The organism is Blautia sp. St.27G3, from assembly GCF_059728505.1.
The window spans coordinates 281388-303574 of the sequence record NZ_BAAGFO010000001.1 but is presented as its reverse complement, the minus strand read 5'-3'; the positions used below and the strand labels follow the sequence as shown (position 1 = coordinate 303574).

Annotated in this window: 1 protein-coding gene; it reads left to right on the top strand. The window is 47.2% G+C overall.

Annotated features, from left to right (window positions below; genetic code table 11):
- The first annotated feature begins 209 nt into the window (after nucleotides 1–209).
- Nucleotides 210–22037: a hypothetical protein gene (locus AC6I2O_RS01250; RefSeq protein ID WP_497741572.1), complete on the top strand. Its 21828-nt coding sequence runs from the start codon at nucleotides 210–212 to the stop codon at nucleotides 22035–22037.
- Nucleotides 22038–22187 lie beyond the last annotated feature (150 nt).

Here is a 22187-nt window from a genome sequence, read left to right as displayed (position 1 = left end):
TTTTTATAATGATAAAAAAATATGCTTTGAAATAAATATTCTGAAAATAACTACAAAAAATTGCCCCAAGTATTGAAAAATCAGGAATGAAATGGTACGATATAAGGTGATAGTAAATCCATCGAATTGATATGGAACATATAAAATATCGATTGGATTTTGGTAGATTTTATAAAATAAGAGTAATAAAAAAGAGAGGGGAAAAAGTAATGAAAAAAAAGTGGTGGACGAGGTTCGACAGAGGCATAGAAGTGCTTTTGGCTGTTTCATTGTTCATGACGCAGACTGCGGTTCCGGCGTTTCCGGTGGCAGCCGAGACATCCATAATAACTGAGCAGATCGAAGAGGTGCAGATAAATGAGGGGATTTCTGCATCAGGGGAAGATGATACGCTGATTGTTGAACCGTCTGGTGATCAGACGGATATTATTGTGGATGGAGACGTTCCAGAAGGCGGAGATGACCTTGTAATCAGCGAGGTGGAAGAAATTTTGATTGAGCCGGATAATGCAGAACCGGAAACCGTTTTTGAGACAGAGACTGCAGATTCAGAAGTACCTGATCTTTCAGGCGCAGATCTGATGGTTGAGAGTATGGAGGAGATGACATATGCTTTAGGCCTGGAGGACAGGGCGGGTAGTATTGAAGAGCATCCGGTGAACTTTTATTATTCTTATATCAATGGTGGTACGGTTGTGACGGACGTTAACGGAAATCCTGTGCGCAACCAGGCGTTGCTCGGACATGGGGAGCACAATGCGGTTACACTTGATTTAACGGCGTCTTCGCAGCTGGGTTCTGGTGAAGGCCGCGGCATGTTTTTTGAGATGGATCTTCCTTATTTATATTATGATGATAATGGGGCATTGCGCATTACGCACAATGTGTTGGACGTGCCAAGCGATCAGCTGCCGGAAAACAATCCGAATGCGATGTATGTTGGGGCGCGGATTTCGCCTCCCGAGGGCTGGGAAGAAGACATTGACAGCGATACGGTATACTATGGAAAGAACCGGTTCCATGCCAGCGATATCAGCATTACGGACGCAAAATCCATCACACTAAGAGCGCAGATTTTCCTGGTGGGAAAAATCCCTGAGAACACGGAGATGACGATCTGGCTGGGCGGTGGCTATGATGTATATGTGGATGCGAACGGCAAGGAAGGGAACGACTACTATTTTGAGCCTGGTGCGAAAGATGAATATATTTATCATCTGATCTGTTCGAATCTGCAGTGGAATCCTGCGATTAAGGCCGTCACACCGAAAAATGTCAAATGGGACAGATATAATTATCTTGTATATAAGGCGACTGTGGAAAATACTTCGACGGATGATGCCAGCCATATCAAGGAGGTTGACCCTCTTAGTGTGAAGGTTCCTTCCTGGGAGGATGACTCGACAGGCTGGGGTGTTCGTACGGAGGATATCATGCGCTGGCGTTATAATCCGGATGGTGAGCCGACCGAGAATACGGATTATTCAGACCTTGCAAAAGAGGAATCCTATATCGGTATTCCGGGGAATGGCGGAGCACTGATTTATGATGTGACCGGTATTTCTGATGAAACTTTGGCGAAATGGGATCTGTCGTCCTTTGATAATATTGTAAATGATGAGGGGCAGAAGCTAGAGCCGCTTCCGTACCATTTTACATCAGACTGTCGTGTATCGTTTCCGACGGGGGAGCATGCGATTCATATGAATGAGAAGCGGGAATATTATTTTGCGATTCCACTTGGAACCGATACGCAGGAGACAATTATTTCCGCACAGCTTCTTGCCAATGTAAAGTTTGGTGCAAACTACGGCTGGACAAAGTTTGCCACGGATCTGACGAATGGTTTCGTGGCCCCTGAGATCGGAGCAACACACAACCATTACCTGTTGGACGGAGACGGAAACAAAATCAGAGAAAAGACAGTGGCGATTGGTTCGAAAGTCGATCACCATCTGAGTGGTTTTGGCAATACCAGTAATGTGCCAGTATTTAATTTCTCTGCGACCGAGGCGCTTGACGAGCATTTTATTTATGATGGCGTTTCTATTTTAATGAACCATGAGGAAGACGAAAGCGTTGCATTAACAGACTGGTTCCGGGAGAATGGTACGGCAGAGTTTGAGTTTACGATTACGGATGCACAGGGAAAAAAGACAACAAAATTTGTACCGCTCGGTGCGTTTTCACCGGATGCAGACCGTACGACATCAACGTGCACTGCATGGTCTATGGATGCGCAGCCGGTAAAGGATTACATTGCGGCAAATACGTCAAAAACACAGTCCTGTACTTTTACGAACCGTGTGAGAATTCGTTTCAAGGATCGAATCAGCGCCAATACTGCATTTGACGGAGAGATTATTGTCACCGGACTGGCAAATGAAAGCCGTACGTACACGAATAATCTGGGTACTTACTATGAGAACTGGACATGGCTTCCGAATGAAGGAGACTACTTAAAGACAGGACATGATCTGCCGACAATTCCGGTAAAGATTGTTGCAGCAGCAGCGACGCCAACGGTTGTGACGGATGTATTCCACAACGAAGACGGAAAACTGGTATACAATGATCCGCTGTCTGTTCCGGTAAACACGCCGGGCGTAGGATTCCGTTACAGGCTTTACAATGATAGTATTTCCACATTGATTCCGGGTGTATTTAAATCCGGTGATCTGGCAAAGGGAACGATTGACGAACCAGAAGGCTTGATTGTAGAGCATGTTGTGCTGTCATCAAAATTGCTTGCGGACAGTATACCGGAGAGTATTACCTTCCAGACGCTGTTTGGCGAAAAGGTTGTGATCGACGGTGATGAGTTTGCAGCTTTGCTGGCTGGTGCTATGGCGGCTTCGCAAGATTTGGTATTTTCTTCAGAACTGTGGGAGGAGTACGGCGCACTGCATGATTTCAAAGTAGTGTTCAAATCTTTCTCGGAGAATACAAAGCTTGATGCTGATCGTTGTATAAAAGTGGATGGCCAGGTAAATGTGGTGAAAACCCAGAAACCTGTCGGCGTATTTTCTACTGATTATGAAAATCCTGATCTGAACAGAGAGTCAAAGGATGAGGCTGTGATGAATGTCACATCTATTCAGCCGGTATTGACCGGATACAGCTATCAGGATGATACAAAGTCTGCGATCAATACAGCGAATAGCACGCAGGCACAGCAGAAAGTGAATTCTCTGACAGTTCCGAACAAGCAGGAACATACGGGATATGAGTTTGAACTGACGAATAAGGCCGTGGCTTCTGTCGGAGAGATGAAGATCCGGATTGATCTTCCGTCCGTTGCGAATAAGTCTGGGGATGACAGCAAGCCGATTGTCAAAGGATTTGACACGGAGCGTATTTTACTCTCTGGTTTTAAGGTGGGAGATAAGGTGGTGGCAGACATTAAGGCCATCCATATCTATGACTGGAATCACTCGCCTGATTCAGATAATCCGGACGCTGTGATTCCTGCTTCTGCGATTATACCGGAAGCAGATGGAACATTCACGATTGAAAAAAGTGCGCTTGTGGATGCCGATGGCAATCCGGTGAAGCTTACGATGATCCGTTCCATTGTATTTGACTGCAACGAGTTTAATGGAAATAAAGCGGGCAGCATGACGATTCGGCTGGACGGAAAGACAGACTGGTTTGATGATCTCGATGCAAAGCTGACATTTGCACCGGAAAATGAGACTATGAAAAACTGTACGACGGTGTTGACAAACCGCCTGCATGTCGATCGGCCTGTGCTGTCTGTACACGGTGATGTCGAATACTTTGCAAACAACAAATCCGTAAGCTCTACCTATACGGCAAATACGGATCAGAATCTGATGTCTTTGGCTGTTCCGTATGACAGAGATTTTAGCTATCTTGTAAATGTGGAGAATACCGGTGTATCGGTACTGGATGACGTGGATTTAAAGGTCACACTTCCGATTAATGACAGCTCTGCAGGAGCAGAGGCAAATACAGGTTTCCACACGACAGGCATTGAGATCAGCCGTGCACTTTTGGAGCAGTTCCAGGAGATCGAGTCAATTACTTTCTGCGATGCAGATGACACGGCAGGAAAGAAATTTATTTATACAAAAGCGGATGGTGCGACATCCGGCGAATTTGTTCTGGAAAACGGAACTGCATCATTTGGAAGCGGCAGCGGAGATATTGCGCTTGCTGAGGCAGACCTGATTGCCTGGTGTGGTATTCATAATCTGCGTTCTATTTTGATTACGGGAAAGAAATTTCAAGTCACAGGGGCAACAAAAGAACTGTGGATCAAATTCCATGGCTTTTCTGATTCCGTGTTCGGTACGACCAATACCATGGTGATCGATGGTATAAACTATCTTGACGGGCTGCGCGATGTGGCGGCTTTTGCGAGCAAGACCATTGACCGGGCAAATGCTTATGTCAGCAAAATGTATTTTGACACTACGATCGCAGCCGGTTATACGACTGAGACCTCGACAAACCGCTTTGAGCGCGTGAGTACCGCGTGGGAGCATGTGAAAATACATCGGCCTTATGGAGGAGATACGCCATACTGGGATGACAACTCAGAGCTGGATATCGGCTATAAGGCACTGGGTTCTTATATGATAGATTTCCGTCAGTATCTCAATGTTGGAAGGTCCTATCCGGCTATGCCTGTGCGAGGCGTATACAGCCAGGAACACCAGGATATGAGCTATGTGTATACCGAGTCATTAAATACCGCAGCCAAGGTAGCGCTGCATATGACGCTTCCGGCGGATGCGTTTGATGCCTACTATCTGAAGATTGATCCGAGGGCCAAAGATTATATCCAGTCCATTCGGGTTACGAGGGCAGACGGCACAGTGCAGACCATTTTGCCGGATGAGTGGCAGGACAATTCCGTGGCCAATGCGGCCGATGGAAGGAAATACTTCCGCGTTGATCTTGTGGAAGGCGGAGAAGAAGCCGCAGAAGGCGAAACAGGGGATGCGGGTGATACAGTGGCCGAGTATTACAAGAGTCCTGACGCTGACTATACGGCAGAAAACCCGGTGACCAAAGTTGAAGTGGAGCTTGACATCAATGAAATTGGCGATGATGGAAAAAATGCGTTAAATCCGAATTACGGTACGTGGTACCATGCAAATGACCAGAAGACCATGTATATGTTTGAGGTCACGGGAAGATTCTATAAAGCTGGAAATTATACGGCTTCAGTGACGTCTGACCTTGAGGTTGGAGGAAGCACGAGAGACGGTGTAACGGCAGTTGCGAAGGTCAGAACTCAGACGGGAGCAACGACGGCCCGCTCAGAATGGTCTTTCCACAACTACTATCAGTACTGGTGGTACAGCGGCTGGTACTGGCACAGCGACTGGGCTGAGTATGATGCGAGAGGGTTACAGTCCTCTACAAAGGTGAGCGTTTATAAAGAGAATAATGCAGTATTAAAGGGCGTTCATACGAATCCGAACCAGACCGGGGATAACAGTGTCACCTTTGGTACGTATAATGAATTTGCGGTTGGCTTTTACCAGGGAATTCAGGGATCTTCACATGATTATCTGAACGGTGTGGGTTCTAACTGGGTGTACCAGGATTACTTTGATTGGACCGGAAAACATGCGCATACAGATACCGTTATTCTGACAGATACGCTGCCTGAGATCCGGCCTGACAGTGAGATGAAATACTATGGTTTCCGTACAGAAGATATCTACCTGTCGTCACAGCTTTATGAGTATCTGGATTACGTAGAGATCACCAAAAAGAAAGTGACGCGCGACGAGGGAGAGACAGAGACCTATACCACTACGGTTTTGTCAGATAAAGCAGATCTTGTAAAGATTACCAAGGAAGAGCTTCAAAAGGCGACGGGAAGCCATGCTGGTTTCTATCATATTCCGGTGATTTATCCGGAGAAGGAAGAAGAGCCGGAGACGGAAACAGAGACAGAGACGGAAACAGAGACGGAAACAGAAACAGAGACACCGGAAAGCGGTGAAACACCACCGGAAAAGGGCAGTGTTGTCCTAGGAGAGGATGAGTTTGTTTACAGCTATACCATTCATCTGAAAAATATTTACGGACACGGTGATTACGCATCTGAGTTGAGTGATCGGAAGAGTGAACTGAAGACCTGGACGAATCAGGGCGCAAATACAGACTGTGATATCTTTGTAGGTGGCGGTGTGTATATCGTTAGACCTGCCAATAATACGGTCCCGAAGGATGCTTATAACAACCTGAACGCTTCTTCTTATATGGAGAGTGTGGAGAGTACCTATTATTCTCAAAAAGATGACGCGTACATGATGGGATATCGTCTTCCATTTCAGGCAGGCCATCTGATTGATGCAAATCCGGGCGGTTATATCTGGGATTATAAGGCAGATAATCATGAGGCTACGGTAGCTCCGTTTGAGGTGAAAATCTGGAACCGTGCTGATACCAACACGTCAACCGGAAAGTCGGCACGCATTAGCAAAGCAGTGACGACAAACACGATGAATGCCAGCTATCGTCTGAAACATATTTATATTCCGGAAGAGTTTATTGAGGGAACCTGGTACAATCTCCATACACTGACGATGAAATATGGTTCCGGAGGAAAACATACGGTTACCATGAGCCTGGAGAATCTGAAAACCGGCGGCACGTATGCAAAATATATGACGAAGGACGCCGCAAAAAACAGATATGTGTTTGATGTGAATCAGTTCTTGATCGATCATATTGAGGAGCTTGAAACGTATACGGTGAGCAACCAGGATGCGGGGGATCTGTATGTAAAGGAATTTGTACATTCATTTACCATGGATTTACGTGCCGTATCCCCGAAAGACGACGGACTCGACGGAGGAGAATACTTAAGTGCCACAAAGGCAAATCTTCCGGCCTATACGTATGACGGCGTGTACGTAGACCGTACGAAGGAAGATATGAAAGAAGACGAGTGGACTCTGAAATCGAGGCCCACGGTTCTGTATTCGGCGGGGTATGATTACTGGGATGATACATGGTATCGGAATTATCTGGAGGTAAGCTTTACCTCTTCCGATGTAAATGCAGAGAATTACCAGGGTGACTTGAGCGGAACGACGACGGAAGATTATTATCAGATTAAAAATCTTGTCGGAAATATGCAGGTTGGTATGAGCAGAACAACTGCGCTTTCCGATACGCTCTCTTCATTTGCATACGATGTTGATCTCGATGCAGACGGCAATAATCAAAAGCTGGGAGTGGATGAGGCGCATCTTTTGCCGAATGACTATATTGAATACCATCTGACGATCGGCGCGGCGGATGACAGTGCGCTTCCGATTTATCGACCAGAGCTGCGTTTCACGGTTCCGGATGGACAGAGAATCATTGGCTGGAAGATTGGAAGCAGATCAGATAAACTGGATATCAAAGATGAAGATATCACTGCTACCGCGATTGCAAAAGGCGAGACACAGCCTGTTGTAATGAATCGTGATAAGCTGTACGCGCTGGAGGAAGAAACGACTCCAGCTCCGGGCGGAGATATTCTGCCGGAGGAGCCGGAAGCTACGGAACGCATTGGCGAGAAGACAAATTATAAAAGAATTGATCTGGTAATCGGTACGCTCAAGGATCGCGAGACAGATATGGATGCATCCGTTGCTTCAAATTCTTTTGACAAAGGGGAGCGGCTTGAGATTATCGTACTTACACAGCTTACGGATGAGCTGGAACCTTCTGAGGGAAAAAAGACAGGTGAGGCGCGTTATTATGCGGCGGCTCAGCCGATTCACACGTATTCGGACTACAAGATCAATGGAAACGCCAGAAATAACGGCGGTGCATCCTCTTCCTCCCGTTATACAACCTCCCAGAATGCGGATTATTACCGTTATGTGGGCAGTTACTGGGGAAGAACCGGAGAGCAGACATATCTGTCGGATATCCGCAGCAGTGTGACGTTCTATGACAGCCGGAATCTCTCAGTTGTGGCAGCTTATGATAATCTGGCGCATCAGTATGACAGCCAGCCAATGACGATAAAGGTGACAGGAGCAGATGGAGCAAACGCGGAAAATGACGCGCTGCATACGCTGGATGAAGCCACTTATACGCTGGCTTTCCTGTCAAAAGCAGGTGCAAAGTGGTTTAAAGGTTTTGACCTCACAGAGAAACCGGAGTTTTCCTATCCGGCAAATATGGATGCATCAGCCGCAAGGCCGATTAAAGTGGAATATTGCTATTTCGGCAATATTGGCACCAAAATCGGAAGCTATACGGAAGCTGAAATGAAGAATGAGATCTGGCTGGAGGATGAGGAAGTTACCCTTTCAGATGGTACAACCTGCAACCGGATTGTGGCAGATGCAAAAGAGCTGACGCAGGAGCAGAAGGACGCGGGATGCCGGCTTCTGAAAGATGCAGTAAAGATTCGCTGGACTTATTATGATATTCCAGCATACGGGACAGATGGCAACCGGGTTGTGTTTGCATCCAAGGGAGATGAGTTTACCCTCCACGGGCTTGCACGCTACCGGGACATCCGAACAGATGCAGAGCGTCAGACAAAGGTGATTGCAGACCGTTTTGACATTCTGATCAGTGCCGATGTTGTGTTGAAACACAAGCATCATGAGATGGTGGCGAATTCATTGACCGGAGATGACGCGGCAGATGTGGCTGAGGAACAGGAGTTTCAGGAGGTATCGAAGCTTCTGGGTACAGGAAGCGTGGGAGCAAAAGCGGCGCTGGAACGTCCGGTTCTGAATCTGCATACACAGATTTTTGAGGAGGAGACGCAGGCACAGACACCGTATGATGCGGCGGCAAAGCAGCAGCTTGGTTATCGACCGGGGGATACGGTATGGTTTAAGACAAGCATCTCAAATATACCGGCAGCAAATGCCGCGGTTGGCATGCAGGGAGCACTTCTGGAGCCGGTTATTTTCGATAAGATTCCGCAGTATATCACAGCCTGCGGTCTCGATGGTGCAGCTGGTATTACCGGAGCAGGCGATGGTGCGGAAGACCCTGATGTGGCGGCAGGAATCCATGTAGTATGGTACGATAAGGACGGAAATCCGAAACCGGATGTTCCGGATTATACGGTAGCTCTTTCTGATACGTTTGAAGATATACCGGATTATGGCGGCGATATGGTGACTGTCAAGGCAGACAATGACGGAGTCGGAATGGGAACCGGCCATGCGTTTGCTGATATTGTGCTAAGTGGAAACAATAAGAATACGGAATGTACAGAGATTTCTTATAATCTTTATACTATTTCGTTTGCGGCGAATACGCGTCTGGAGATCGGAGAGCGTATTGAGGTATGGTATGCGGCGAGAATTGACGAGGAAAATCTTCCGCTTGCGTATACAACCAGAAGCGGAAAGACCTTCATGGACTACTATCCGAAGATGGGAGAGTATTACCAGATCGGGGTCGGATACAGCAGCTACACTGGCTATACGGCAGCTTCCTATCCTTATGCGGGAAGACTGAGCTACCATGACAGTGACGCGGAGGGAATTACCTCGGGAGATGAGTACTACAGCTTCCGCAAGCAGTTCCAGAATTCAGCAAATATGATGGATATGAATTTCCTCTGTCATGATGTGGGCGTCAGCGGAACGAGAAATTCAGGTATTGACCGTTATGATTATCTGAAGGACTCTACGGTATATATGCCAGGAAACGGTGTCGATAACGATGCCTATGGCGGTTCAAACGGTGTATTGAAGGATTATGATATCAATACGGCGCACAACCAGCAGCAGGCGAAGTATGTACCGACAATGACACGAGAGCAGTTTGACGAGCTTCCGGTGAGTGAGCAGTATGTTCATACAACAAGTGGAAAAAACAGGGATTATTTCCGATTGTTGCTTGCATACCGCAACCGAAGTGCAGACTGGCAGAAAGCAGAGGCAGAAGGCGGACATGAAGATGCCGTAATTTGGGCACAGGCCCGTATTCATCTGCAGACAGCCTGGCTGGCGACAAGCTCCAGAATGTACGGTCTGGAAAGCGATTATTTCCAGAACACGGAATACCTGCCGACGGCATACTGGAATATGAGAACAGACCCGCATCAGGAACGTTGTCCGAGTGGACTGAGTTATTATGCAGACAGTGGCGTGTTGCGCTGGCGAACAGCGCTGTATAACGATGACAGCATTACTGCTCTGGAATATGACCAGAATTTTATGGCACAGATCGGTGCGTATAATTACGGTGACTGGGATCTGACGGATGGAGTGGAATTCATTTATGTCATGCCGGAAGGCGTTGAGCCATCAGATCTTGGAAATGTGCAGGCATATCTGATGACAGGCGGTGATTCCAAGACTCCGCAGTATACTGCGGTTGACGGGGCAGAGGTATCTGTACTGCAAAGTCCTGGAGGCGGCGGGTATCTGACACCGAATATTATGAGAGACCCGCTTCTGAGCAATTCTGCTCTGAACCGTACGGGAGACAGCTATGTCGGCAAGAATCCTTACCAGGGAAGTAATTCTTACGTGCTTCGTATCACTGTAAAACAGCCTCTGAAAAAGTGGTTTAACAGAGGCAGTGATAAGGGCTATATGATGCTGGTAAATATCCCGGCGCATGTGTATGCAACGCCGGCAAGTGGTTACTGGTATGATGAGGTAATGGCGCGTCCGCTTGATACTGAAGCGGAGGACAGCAGATATTATCAGATTTATGATATGACGACGCTTTGGGGCAATAATTATCTGCTGGCTCTCTCCGCAGGGCTGCAGACGAGCACACAGTACTGTGGCATGGATTATCTGTGGAACAGTTATTATCGTCAGAACTGGAACGGCTATGTGAACAACAACCGTTATGGAATTGAAGACGGCAGGTATTATCTGAACGGCTCGCCGAATATGCCATATATTAACGGAATGAACATCTCAAATCTTGAGGTGTCCGCACAGGGAAGTGTGGATGACAGCGGTGGAAGAGAGAAGTTCATGAGCGGAAAACGTACAACATACGCAAGTACGGGAACGCGGGCACATATGCGCAGGCCATTCATCCGTACATGGACGACGGTAGGAGAAAACAATCTGGAGGGCTCGGCCGGAGATTGTTATTATCTTGATTCACAGGGTGATTCTTCTACTATGAATGTGATTGTGGAGAATAAGTACTGGCTGCATCAGCTTGCTCCAAACCGTCGGTATGATATCAACGGCGACGATATTTACCAGTACTACAAACATTATCACAATTATGCGACAGACGGCGGAAATAAGGGAACGCTTTACTATCCGGTTGTGACAGACGTGCTTCCGCAGGGAATTGTGCCGATTGACTCAGAAGGACTGCGTTTTACGCAGGACAATGCGTACAATGCAACCAGAACGCTGGACTGGAGCATGTATACGGCAGCTTACAGCGCTGCAACCAGTTCTGCATTTGCACTTGCAGAAGATGAAAAAGCGCTGTATCAGGCAATCGTAGAATATGTTGTACTCGAGAGTGACGGCGGGGAGCCGCAGGGCCGTTATCAGATTACCTTTATGCAAAAGGAGACACCATCCATTGGAAATGCCGTAAAAGCGAAGATTTCTTCAGAGCAGAGACGATGCTTTTCCTTTAAGTTTGTTACGATGGGACCACCGGATGCAACGACGAAGGATGGAGATATTGATGGACGCCTGACGACACAGTATGGAAAAAATCATGTATTTGTAAGCAGTCAGCTTCCAAATTATCGCTTCCTGCTGGACGATGAAATCACTGAAAACCCATACTGGGTAGGAAACACACAGGTAACAAACTACCAGAACTGGGCTTATCAGAAATATGTAAATGGTACAAATTATGATGCGCGCCGGGACGTGGCAGGTCTTGTGCTTCCATGGGTACCTGTGTTGAATGATGTAGGTACGCAGTCGGCGATTGATCCGACGGATGTGGGTGGAAATAAACGTTATTCCGAAGCAGAGCCGATTGAGTTGGAGGATTACCCGACAATCAGATGGAGCCAGAAGCTGGCAAGTCAGAATTTCAATAAAAATGGAATAAGTACGGAAGTCGGTGTGCATGCCACAAACAGAATCCGTATCAGCTATCCGTCAATCGAAAATCAGAGTTATGTGTCAAATCATGAAGCAGGAACGATTACAGATCTTGGCGGACGTTCACCAGACGGTTTGGCGGGCACATACACGTATTATCCGGACAGCAGCGATAAATCTAAGACGGTACAGTATGGAGACAGGCTGTACTACAACGTCAGAATCAGCAGCAGTGCGTCGGCTAACAATTATCTGTATCACGGAGATATTGACCATGCAGTGATTCGTGCGACAATCGTGTTGCCGAAGATCGTCAGCTATTATGAGCAACAGGATGCTGACGGTAATTTTGCAGGACCTTTCTATCTGTATTATCAGAAAGGCGGAACGACAAAGCGGTATACGTTTGAGGAACTTGCCGAAGCAGGTTACCAGGTTGAACTGGAACAGCACCATGAAAATGAAGATGGAACAGAGACACTGGTGTTTAAGATCCTCACTGCTGGAGACAATCTTAAGAATCCAACCTTTGTCGACGATTACCTGACAAACAAGAGAAGGCTGCCAGGTTCCTTTGAATACGGTGATGTACTGGTATTTGGTATAGAGACAGAGTTAGACTGTGCAGGTGAAGCGGACAACATTCTGGAGGGAGACGACTACTGGGATCAGGCATATAAGGCAGATACGTACGTGACCCTTGATGATGTGAGTGGCGAATATCTGCAAGAGATGTATCCGGATGGTGGTTTTGAAGAGCTTGCCGAATACGATGAATCTAAGATCGGATGGACACGTAAAACGAGTGACAGCGAAGAGGATCAGATTGACTGGGATGAGGACGGCGTATATGAGGATAGTTATACGCAGGATGTTTCGGCCGTGGTGACTGTGAGAAAGCCGGGAGCCATTGTCCGCGTTGATACTTCGGTGCAGCGTGTACAGATTATTAATCCGGACTTGACCGGCGGAACAACTACCGTAGTGGAAGACCCGTCTGTTAAGGGCGCGGAACGTATGAAGATCTATGTGGATCAGGTCGTAAACACAGGCAGCGCTGTTTCGGATTTTGTTTTGGATTACCGAGTGCCGTACCGTGGAACAGATGACGGAACGCGAGAGGAAGCTCCTGCGGATGGTAAGCAAGTAGAGAGTAATGTATATGCAATTGGTACAGGCGTATGGGAAATGCCTGGAGATCCGACCTCTCCTGAATATCAGGCCTATATGGATAAGCTTAAGCTTCATGTATATGCACTGTGCAGTAAGAGCAGTCGTGGACCAGCAGAAGAAAATGCACCTTATGAAGAACCAGGAAGTGACGTTGCATCAGATGTTGCCGATTGGGTTGATCTGACGGCGCTTATGGGGGCGAAGGATGGCCTGAGCCTGACGGAGAATCATATTATTGATGTGACGGCTCTGTCCCGTACAGAGAGGAATCTGAACCGGCGTATCTATCAAATTCGGTTTTTGATTTCCTCGGGTGACCGGGCATATCCGGTACCGGAGGGCTTCCGCCTCGCAATAGATGCAGATCCGGATACTGACGGCAATCAGGAAATGGATGTGATTGATCCAAAACATCAAAATCTGAATCCGCTTCCAGATTCGATTACATCAACGATAGGTTTCGGTGATGGAAATCTTATTGATCCAGACCAAACAGAGACAGGAAGTGCAGCGTTTGTCATGGTAACAATGATAAACAGCAATGACCGGAAACAACACGTAAATCATTTTGCAGCAGCCTGGGCGAAGTTTGACAGCAACGATGCGCATGTGGGTCAGACCTCAGAGCGTTCACGTGCCGGGTATTATATCAGCCGTGAGATGCCTGTGCTTCAGGTAGACCTGGAGGCGAAATACTTTAAACGCCAGCAGATTGGAAAGGATGAAAACGGAAAACCGATATACGGCTATAAGTGGGACAGTGACCTGACGATCACGGATTCAAGCCAGATGCTGAAATACAGGGCATCTATTTCCGACCTTTCAGAAAAAGCGATTGAAGACGCAGGTCTGGAGGCAACGGCAGACAATGCAACACACGTACAGATTTCAACAGTGCTTCCATATATCCAGGCGATTGATTCGTCAGTGGAGGATCCGGATGCAGAAGAACCGGTATATCCGAAGTATCCGTATACGACGTACGAAGAGGATACTCCGGTACATGGAGAGTACAGCTCATCGACAAGGTTGTATCCGGAGCAGGCACAGTGGAGCTGGTATGTGGAACGCGAAGACGGCACCATTGCAAAATCGCACGGTATTGATAATGTGTCCATTGTAATGTACGATAAGGTTACTGACCTCAACAGTCAGCTACAGCGCCGCGTTATGACATGGACTGCAGATGGATATCTGGAGCCAGGACAGAAGCTGGTTATCGAGTACCTCGTGCCGGTTAATACAGAAAGTTCAGGACTCGACAGCTCAGACCTTCTGACGTGTAAGGCGTATGCGTTTAAGCCAGGCGCTTTTATGCCGCATATTCCGGTTGTAGAGGGAAGTTATGCGACGTATGCATTTGAGCTTGACAAGCGTGATATCAACAACAATGGGTTGAAAAACAGCGAAAATACGCTGGTAAAAACAGTTGGAGGTATTGGATTCGGAACAGGACGAAGTCTGACGCGTATGAAAATATCGCGTTCAGAATATGGAAGCGGATTAAACGCGGAGGGTAATAATGACAAGCACCCGTCGCTGGTACCGGAAGGTTCGGAGTATTCCTTTGCTTCAACGGCGCTGAATCCGACAGAGACAACGTTTGACCAGCCGGTTATCTACGATGTGCTTCCATATGTGGGAGATACGGCGATTATGCCAAGAAATGCAGAGCATACGCAGGCAAACCCCAGAGGTACCAAATGGAGCGGTATCTTAAATCTGGATTCGGTACAGGTATTACTTGGAAGTAAAGCACTCACAGATGGCAAAGATGTGACAATCTGGGTCGGACCGTTTAATTACGGGGCAAACGGAGTAGGTATTGTCAAGATACCAAAAGAATCCCTGCCAGGTCTCAGTGATACGTGGAACAAGGCCTTCTATGATAACCTTCGTAAGACAGATGCGGCAAAGCGAAAATATTTTGTAAAACTGAGTGATCTGAAAAAACTGAAGGGAACAGACACATATGAAGATCTGGAACGTTATGTGCAGGCGATCTATGTAGAACCAAAGGCAGGCTTTGAGCTTGGCATGATGACGAAGCTGGCACTGTCGTACCAGATGAAGGCACCGTTGAACCTGCCAATGTATCCAGGTTATACGCCGGAGAGCAGTCCGGGCGCGGTACTTTCAAGTGCAGTAAAAGAATTTTGTTCGTTCAACAGCTTTGTAGTACAGGCGCAGGGAGAAGAACCCACAGAGTCCGCATTTGTCGGTGTGTATCTTGATGCGCCGGGGGACAAAGGATATATCGGACATTATGTGTGGATGGATGAGGATTACAGTGCGAAATTTACGGATGACGCGGAATACGTGCAACGAGACGGCCGGTGGATCCGGTCAGGCGGCGCAGACCCCGGAATCAATGGTGTAAAAGTAGAGCTTCTTTCTGAAAACGGATATCCGGTTAACCGCCTTGGAGAACCGGTGGTAGAGTATGGCGGAAAGTACTGTCTGGTAAATGAAGAGACAGGAGAATTGCAGCTCGATACTTCAGATAATCCGATCTACACGCTTTATGGACCTGAGTATTATATTACGGAAAATGATGCATACGGAAATCAGGGTTACTACGTACTGTCCAATCTGACGCCGGGCAATTACAAACTGCGCTTTACCTTCCCGGAAGGCGTTTACGATGAGCATGCAATCACGACAAGGCTGCTCGGAATGACGCAGACGGGCGTACAGGTATTCCGGCCGAATGACAGGCTTCCGGATCTTGGGACAAAGGGAAGCGGTGTCGTACCTTCTGACAATGCAGAGGTAAAGAGTCTGACAGTTCAGATGAAAGATGCAGTACGTGTTGATGCGATCGGAACTGATCCGTCTACGTATGCGGACTATGATGAAAGAATGACTTCCTATGATCTTGGTATTGCACCGGCCTATATTTATGGCGGATATGCATGGAAGGATGAAGGAGAAAAAGTAGATGGCAAAGGAGGAACAAACGGATATATTGACAGCAATGAAGAGCGCCTTGAAAAAGTCCGGCTGAATATTTATGAGATTCTTTCGGACGGAACGAGAACGCTAACCTACGATGGTGACGGTGAATTGACCGAGGATATTTTGACAGATAAGAACGGATTCTTCCAGGTTTCGTTGTATCCATATCGCAGCTACGTTATTGTAGCTGATACCGGGCTTTTGGATACCGTATATGAACCGACTCCGGTTACACACAGTACGTATCCGATGGAAATGTCAAACGATAACGACCTGGTGTTCAAGACGACGGAGATGGAGATGGCGACATCGATGTTTACGTCGGGGCCGGTGTACAAAGACGATAAACCGATCATGAATGACAAAGGAAGCCACGGGCCATTTTTGAGTATTGGTCTCGGATTTGTCGAAGTCGGAAAAGGTTATATCGGAAAATATATTTTCAACGATAAGAACTATGACGGTCTTCGGAATATGTACATCAACGATGAAGGCTATCCGGCTACAGAGCCTGGAGTTGACAGCGTTCGTCTGGTACTGGAGCAGTATTATTACGACAATGGCGAGTGGAAGTTTATAGACGATATACAGGAACAGTTCAGTGATGGTTCTTCTTATATCTTCTCCGGTGTTACTACAACGTATACAGCAGGAAAGAAGAAATATCTTGCAGGCTACCGGGTTAAGATAGATCTGAACAGTTTGCCGGAGGACTTTGTTCCGTCAAAGTATTGGATGGGAAATGGAACATCGGACAGCGATCTTCCGACCGTTGATTTAGGCAAGGAGCCCAATCAGGGATCGCTCAGCAGTGAAGAGGGTGGCGATTACCGGTATATGAATCAGCAAATTCTGGTTATTTCGGATTTCGCGACAGATGATACGCTGGAAGAGTACAAGCTGACAGTAGAAGGTGTGACCTATGATCTTTCTAAAGCGCGGACCGTACTTGATACAGATGCTGCTTTGGCTACTGTGGATTATGCAGTAATTGAAGGCGTCATTTGGGACGATAAGAATTATGACGGCCAGCGGGGAACGTACAAGGATGAGGACGGAAATGAGGTGTCTGAACCTGGTATGACCGGAATTAGTTTACAGCTTGTGCCGTACGTATATGATGGAGGCAGCTGGAAGCTGCTGCGGTCAAAAGATCTGGATGATCCGGATGAGTATGGCCGTTACGTGCCAATGACCGTAACAGGCGGAGATGGCGCTTATGTGTTCGATCATGTGGTTTCAACCGCATACGTTGGTGGAAAGCGACTGCTGACAGGATATCGGGTTCAGATCATAACAAACTTTGCAGGTAAGTGGTACGGAATTACAAAATACCGTCAGGGCAATCCTGAGACCGACAATGATCTGCGCAAAGAGAATGGAGCATTGATGTTTGGTGAGTCTGACGAGATTATCGTTGTGGCGCGCCAGGTTAAGGAGAGCGATCTGCGCAAAGAGTACGGAGATATAGCGCTTCGCAATCAGGAGCAGATGGTAATTCAGAATGCGCTTGGCTATTTTGATGTCAATAAAGTGGTTGACGATCAAAAGGGTGGCGATGCAGGCTTGACAAAGCTTCGTCGTAATTCAATATCAGGCCGCGTATGGGAGGATACAAATTATAATGGTATTCTTGATACCGAAAAAGGAACGGACAGCGAGCCGGAAAAGGGAATAGAAGGCATTGAGGTAAGCATTCGCCGCTACTATCTGAAAAAGGTACAGAGCAGTGAGGAAGCTGGTACCTGGATGGAAGATACCGAGTTTAATGATGAAGACAGGACCGTTACAACAGATGCGGACGGAGCTTATTGCTTCGAAGATCTGGAGGCACAGGTTTACAGAGAAGGTATCTATTATCTTGCAGGTTATAAAGTCTTTGTAAAAGAACATCCGGATTTGTCTGTCTATGCAATTACGCGTTACCGACAGGCAAAAGAGGAGGGGCAGATTGACAGCGACCTCAGACCGGATCGCAGTATGAATGAGGAAAAAGAATACATTATACTGTCAGAGTCATACAGCGAGGCAGAAGCCCAGGCAATGCTGAAGTACAGCACCTATATGGTAAAACACGGAGATCGTTATTATGATATGGTGACTGCGCTTCCAAGAGGTGGATATGATGCTGGATACCATAAATATCCGATGTCCAGTATTTCCGGATTTGTATTTGAGGATCTGAATTATGATGGTGTCCGCAATACAGACACGGGGGACCCGTTGCAGGAGGAAGGATATTCTGAACAACTGCGTAAGGTGCTGAAAGATACGGGAGAACAGATCGTTGTGACAGCAGTCGGTTATTACTATAATGATGGCTGGAAGCTGTATCTGGATGAAGATGGCAATCAGGCAGAGTATACGGCGGAGATTGGGCCGGAAAGTGACGGTACGTATAAACTTGAGGTTCCTACGAAATATCACGTAGATGGTGTAAATTATCTGGCCGGTTATAAGATTACTGTGAACCAGGTTCCGGAAGGTTATCATACAACCAGGTATATGAGCAATAAAGGGAAAGAAAATGACAGTGCGCTGCTGCGGTTTGGCAAGAATGATTACCGCCTGACAAAGACCGATAAAAAGCAGGTGTACCGTGGTACTTCCCAGGAAGAGCTGAAAGGGTTTGCAGTGCCAAGTGCGGCATTCAAAGAGGAAGAGGCCAAAACAAGCTTTAATATGTCAGCCGGATATGATATGGCAGCAGACCGGCCGCTGTACCATTACAACATGGGTTATAAAGAATGTAAGCCTTCGTCGATTGAAGGAATTGCCTTCTTTGATAAGACAGATAATGGTCAGTATGATGCGGTGCCTGAAGAGGGCGCCGGAAACGGGGTTTATGATGCGCCGATGGCAGGAATCCGGATTGGTCTGAAGCGTTATTTGTGGGATGCGACGAATGACACATGGGAACTGGCGCAGGACGAGCCGACGGACCCGGACGATCCGGATCAAGCGTATTTCCTGATTACAGAAACAGCAGATGACGGAAGCTATTGCTTTGAGGAGCTGCTGATTCATGAGGATATCGGAGACCGAAGCGAATTCACATCTTTGTACGGTTATGAGATCTGGCTTCTTGATATGCCAGAGGATGAAGAGGGCCGACAGATGGCGGCCACGTACTATCAGACGAATGAAAACAGTCTGGACAGTGCTCTGGTGGCAGGAAACTGTCAGGTAGTTAAACGCCAGGGAAGCGCAAGCCTGGCAAATGGTGAGTGGAAAGCAGGATTTATCATGCTTGCTTCGCAGATCACAGAGGATATGGAAGAGTATGAGTATTCTTATCTCATAGACGGATATGACTGTGTTGGAGCAGAAGTGCGTGATGGCTACAATCTTGGCTTTATCCGGTACCAGGAAGGAAGCATTTCCGGAAATGTCTTTGACGATGTGGATTATGACGGTATCCGTGGCAGCGGAGACGGCAGCTTTGCGGATGTGGAAATCGGCCTGAAGCGGTATTATTATAATGCTGCGAAGCATAGCTGGGTTCAGGATCATCCGGAAGACAAGGAATACTTTGAGACTGTCAAAACGGATCAATCCGGCAATTATCGCTTTGAAGGCTTAAGTACCTACAAACATGTAGATGGTACGAATTGTCTGTATGGCTATGAGCTGTGGATGGTTCATGGAATCGAGGAAAAGGGCGGCTATGCAGTTACGCGGTACCAGGAACAGAAGGGTGTTGCGGACAGCGCACTTACGCAGGATCGCCGGATTATAAAAGCAGATACGAGTCTGGAAGAAATGAAGGATGGTATGCTGGTGGTAGCCAGAAAAGCGGACCCGGAAGAAGAAGGCGTGGATAAAATTTATCTTGTGGAGGGCTACGATATTGTAAGGTCTCGGAGCCTGAAAGATTACAACGCCGGTTATACTGCATATAAGCCAGGAAGTATTGAAGGAATTGTCTTTGAGGATGTGGACTACGATGGTGTTTACACGCCGGGTGTAGACCGACCGGCAGCGAATGCGCATATCGGTATCAAACGGTTCTACTACGATGAGGCAGCGCGCAGCTGGATCCAGGAGCTTCCGGAAGATGAAACAGAGACGGAGGAAACGGAAGACCAGACGGAAGAGACAACGGAGAAAGAAACCGAGAAAGAGACGGAAAAAGAAACCGAAATAGAAACAGAGGGAGCAACCGAAGTCGAAACGGAAACTGATACGGAAGACCAGAGTGAAACCCTGACAGAGGGATCGAGAATCCGGATGCAAGAAGATACAATATTGCAGATGCAGGTACAGGCAGGAAGTCGGAAGGCTGAGACAGAGGATATGAAAGAGTATATTCTGGATGTATATACAGACCAGAACGGACGGTACAGGATTACTGATCTTCCGGTATTTATGGATCAGCCTGAAACCGAGGAACCGGAAACAGACGAAACCGGCGAGACCGAAGAAGTCCATTCGAAGCGACAGGAAGATATACCTGCGGGACATTATCTGTATGGCTATGAGCTCTACCTGCTGGATGATGAGCGTTATGCGACAAAGTATCAGATTGGAGAAGGAACAGAAAGTGCTCTCAAACCGGAAAATCGTCAGATAATCAAAAGTGACACGGAACTTCCGGAAATGAAGAATCAGCTTATTGTGCTGGGGGAGCGGACAGAGGAGCAGAAGAATCCAAATCTGCCGTATATTGTGGACCATTATGATTATGTCAAAGGTACACAGCTGAGTCAGTACAATGCAGGTATTGTTCCGGAGATGCTGCACAGCATCAGCGGTATTGTCTGGGAGGATAAAGATCAGAATGGTATCCATGATGAGGATCGGCCGATGGCAGGGATTACTCTGAAGCTGGAGCGTCTGTACTATCAGAATGGCTACTGGCAGCAGATGGATGAAAAGGAAGATCTGGAAGCAGTCACAGACGCTGCCGGGCGCTATTCCTTTGACGGGCTGAAAGCAGTCGAACGGAAAGAAGACCAGACCATCGTCTATGGTTATCGACTGAAGCTTGAGGAACTTCCGCCGCAATACGGCGTAACACAGTTCCGGGCAGACCGCGGAAACAATGACAACAGCCTGAATGAAAAGACAGGATATCTGGAAGATGTTGAGGCTCCGTTTGTGCTGGCAGACCGCGCTGATTCAACGACTCCGGCTCTGTATATTGTAGGTGGCTATAACGTTTCACACGGGCATTCAAAAGGGAATATGGATGCAGGTCTTGTTCCTTATGGAGCAGGAAGTATTGAGGGAATCGTTTTTGATGATGAAAACGGAAATGGAATCTTCGATAAAGGGGAGACCGTGTTGAAGGGCGAAACGGTTTATCTGGACTATGTGGTTGCAGGTACTCAGGGAGCCCGAAATGCCGGAGATGGCTTTGAGTCCTATAATGGCACGGCTGTAAAGACGGACAAGAATGGAAAATTCCGTTTTAAGGCACTTCCGATTGTCAATGAGGAGAATGAACCTTATCAGTACAGACTGCGTATGAACAAGCCGTCAGATACGAACTTTACGAAAGTATTTTCTCTGGAAGAAGGCTGTAAGCAAAAGGCAAATGTTCTTTCGGCAGAAGGTGGAAATAAGGATTCCGAAGTGGGAGTGAGCCCGTCCCTTCAGCTGGCACAGGCAAGAGCAGAAGAGAACTATTATGAACTCAGATGGCAGCTTGCAGGCCAGGAATACGAAGATGTCTGCATTGGCTATAGTAGACAGAAGCAGACAGAGGACGACAACACGCACGACGAGATAAAAAATGACACAAACAATGACATCATGGTTGAAGACAGCGGAAGCGGTGTGAAAACAGGCGATGAAACGCCAATTCTGCTCTATCTTCTGCTTCTGGCCCTCTCTGTGGCAGGTATGCTTGGCACTGCACGATATGCCGGAAAACGAAAGAGAAATGACGAGTAGTAAAATGGGAGCGTTGCAAAATAGATGAAATCATCTATGGAGCAACGCTCCATTTTGTACCAGGCAGACAGCAGACAATAGAAACGGGTGAATTGCTCCATGATCAAAATAGATCATAAAACGATTCACCCGTTTTTACAGTTCAGAATT

Coding starts and splice junctions, on each gene's coding strand:
- AC6I2O_RS01250 (WP_497741572.1), top strand. CDS start 210: ATGAAAAAAAAGTGGTGGACGAGGTTCGACAGAGGCATAGAAGTGCTT.